At 70.5% G+C, this 3,302-nt stretch carries 2 protein-coding genes; both read left to right on the top strand.

Annotated features, from left to right (window positions below; all coding sequences use genetic code 11):
- Positions 1 to 118 precede the first annotated feature (118 nt).
- The gene (locus ACWEVN_RS47325; protein WP_449686517.1) at positions 119 to 2,104 is read left to right on the top strand and encodes an ATP-binding protein; all 1,986 of its coding nucleotides are present in this window, start codon (positions 119 to 121) and stop codon (positions 2,102 to 2,104) included.
- Positions 2,101 to 3,255: an acyl-CoA dehydrogenase family protein gene (locus ACWEVN_RS47320; RefSeq protein WP_310973346.1), complete on the top strand. Its 1,155-nt coding sequence runs from the start codon at positions 2,101 to 2,103 to the stop codon at positions 3,253 to 3,255. The genes ACWEVN_RS47325 and ACWEVN_RS47320 overlap by 4 nt, the downstream gene beginning before the upstream one ends.
- The last annotated feature ends 47 nt before the right edge of the window (positions 3,256 to 3,302 follow it).

Below are 3,302 nucleotides of genomic sequence, written 5' to 3'. Positions count from 1 at the left end.
GGGACGACGGCGTCATCGACCCGGCGGACACCCGCACGGTGCTCGGCCTCGCCCTCTCGGCCGCGGCCAACGCACCGCTGGCCGAGGTCAACTACGGCGTCTTCCGGATGTGAGGGGCATGTTCGACTCAGTGTTGGTCGCGAACCGGGGCGAGATCGCGGTCCGGGTCATCCGCACGCTGCGGGCCCTCGGGATCCGCGCGGTCGCGGTGTACAGCGACGCGGACGCCGACGCGCGGCACGTCCGCGAGGCGCACACGGCGGTGCGCATCGGCCCCGCGGAAGCCGCCCGCAGTTATCTGAACATTCCGGCCATTGTGGACGCCGCGGTGTCGTCCGGCGCGCAGGCCGTGCACCCCGGTTACGGCTTCCTGGCCGAGAACGCCGAGTTCGCGCGGGCCTGTGCAGAAGCCGGGCTGGTGTTCATCGGCCCGCCGGTCGCGGCGATCGACGCGATGGGCGACAAGATCCGCGCCAAGGCGACGGTGTCGAAGGCCGGCGTGCCCGTCGTGCCCGGGGCGTCCGATGTGGACATCCCGGACGGTGACTTCGCTTCGGCGGCCGCGAAAGTCGGCTACCCGCTGCTGCTCAAGCCGTCCGCCGGTGGTGGCGGCAAGGGGATGCGGCTGGTGCACGCCCCCGAAGAACTGGACGCCGCGATCGAGTCGGCGCGGCGCGAGGCCAAGGGTTCCTTCGGCGACGACACGCTGTTGATGGAGCGGTTCGTCACGACCCCGCGGCACATCGAGATCCAGGTGCTGGCCGACACGCACGGCCACGTCATTCACCTCGGCGAGCGCGAGTGCAGCCTGCAGCGGCGGCACCAGAAGATCATCGAAGAGGCGCCGTCGGTGCTGCTGGACGACGTCACCCGCGAGAAGATGGGCTCGGCGGCGGCCGAGGCCGCGCGCTCGGTCGGGTACGTCGGCGCCGGCACCGTCGAGTTCATCATGTCGGCGCACGACCCGGACGAGTTCTTCTTCATGGAGATGAACACCCGGCTGCAGGTCGAGCACCCGGTCACCGAGCTGGTCACCGGCCTCGACCTCGTCGAGTGGCAGGTGCGGGTGGCGGCCGGGGAACACCTGACCGTGCAGCAGGACGACGTCGTCCTCGAGGGACACGCTGTCGAAGCGCGGGTGTACGCCGAAGACCCGGCGCGCGGGTTCATCCCGACCGGTGGGACGGTGCTGGCCGTGCACGAGCCGGCCGGCGACGGCGTCCGCGTCGACTCGTGGATGACGCCGGGCGCGGTGGTCGGTTCGAACTACGACCCGATGCTGGCCAAGGTGATCGCCTGGGGCCCGGACCGCGCGGCCGCGCTGCACCGGCTCGACCTGGCGCTGGCCGACACGGCGTTGCTGGGCGTCGGCACGAACACCGCGTTCCTGCGCGGGCTGCTGGCCGACGCCGACGTCCGCGCGGGCAAGCTCGACACCGAACTCGTCGACCGGCGGCTGTCGGAACTCGTCTCCTCCGAGGTGCCCGCGGAGTTCTTCGTCGCGGCCGCGCTCGACCGGTTCCTCGAACTGCAGCCGTCCGGGCCGGTGGTCGACCCGTGGGACGTGCCGGACGGCTGGCGGATGGGCGGCTCCGGCGGGGTGACGTTCCGGCTGAAGTCCGGCACCGCCCGCGCGGTGGTCCGGGTGCAGGGCACGCCGGCCGCCGCCACGGTGTTCGTCGACGACGCTGCGCCGGTCCACGTGTCGGCCCGGCGCGACGGCGACGTCCTGGAGGTCCGGCACGCGGGCGGGTTCCACCGCTACCGCCAGGCCTGCGGTCCGGATCGGACGGTCTGGCTGGCGCGCGACGGCCTGAGTTTCCCCTTCGGGGAGCAGGAGTTCGTGCTGGCGTCGCGCGGCGAGGCGGCCGGGGCGGGCCCGGTCACCAGCCCGATGCCGGGCACGGTGCTCGTGGTGAAGGTCGCCGCGGGTGACGTCGTCAAGGCCGGGACGCCGTTGCTGGTCGTCGAAGCGATGAAGATGGAGCACACGGTCACCGCGCCGATCGACGGCGTGGTCAGCGAACTCCCCGTCCGGGCCGGCCAACAGGTCGCGCTGGACGAAACCCTTGCCGTAGTCACGCCCCACGAGGAGCAGCCGTGATCGACTTCCGCCTGGACGAGGAGTACGAGTCCCTCCGCAAGACCGTCGAGGACTTCGCGCGCGGCGAGGTCGCGCCGGTGATCGGCGAGCTGTACGAGAAGGAAGAGTTCCCCTACGCGATCGTCGCGAAGATGGGCGAGATGGGCCTGTTCGGCCTGCCGTTCCCCGAGGAGTTCGGCGGCATGGGCGGCGACTACTTCGCGCTGTGCCTGGCGCTGGAGGAGCTGGCGCGGGTCGACTCGTCGGTCGCGATCACCCTGGAGGCCGGCGTCTCCCTCGGCGCGATGCCGATCTACCGCTTCGGAACGCAGGAGCAGAAGGAGAAGTGGCTCCCGGACCTGTGCGCGGGCACGGCGCTGGGCGGCTTCGGCCTGACCGAACCGGGCGGCGGCTCGGACGCCGGCGCCACGCGCACGCGCGCGCGTCAGGACGGCGACGAGTGGGTCGTCAACGGCAGCAAGGCGTTCATCACGAACTCGGGCACGGACATCACCCGGTTCGTCACCGCCACCGCGGTCACCGACGTGATGGAGAACGGCCGCAAGGAGATCTCGGCGATCCTCATCCCGTCCGGCACGCCGGGTTTCGCGGTGGCGCCGAAGTACTCCAAGGTCGGCTGGAACTGCTCGGACACCCACGAACTGTCCTTTTCGGACGTCCGCGTCCCGGTGGAGAACCTGGTCGGTGTCCGCGGCCGCGGGTACGCGCAGTTTTTGTCCATTTTGGACGAGGGTCGCGTCGCGATCGCAGCGTTGTCGGTGGGGTTGGCGCAGGGTTGCGTGGACGAGTGCCTCAAGTACGTCAAGGACCGGGTCGCGTTCGGCAAGCGGATCGGTGAGTACCAGGCGATCCAGTTCAAGATCGCCGACATGGAGGTCCGCACCCACACCGCCCGCCTGGCGTACTACCAGGCGGCGTCGAAGATGCTGCGCGGCGAGCCGTTCAAGAAGGAGGCGTCGATCGCCAAGCTGGTGGCCTCCAACGCGGCGATGGACAACGCCCGCGACGCGACCCAGATCTTCGGCGGGTACGGGTTCATGAACGAGTTCCCGGTGAGCCGCTTCTACCGCGACGCGAAGATCCTGGAGATCGGCGAGGGCACGAGCGAGGTCCAGAAGATGCTGATCTCGCGCCACCTCGGCGTCGCCTGACCCGGTCGTGAGTGGTAAAGCGGGTTAGAACCCGCTTTACCACTCAC

Source organism: Amycolatopsis sp. NPDC003861 (assembly GCF_053605405.1).
This window is presented reverse-complemented; position numbering and strand designations above follow the sequence as displayed.

Coding starts and splice junctions, on each gene's coding strand:
- ACWEVN_RS47325 (WP_449686517.1), top strand. CDS start 119: ATGTTCGACTCAGTGTTGGTCGCGAACCGGGGCGAGATCGCGGTCCGG.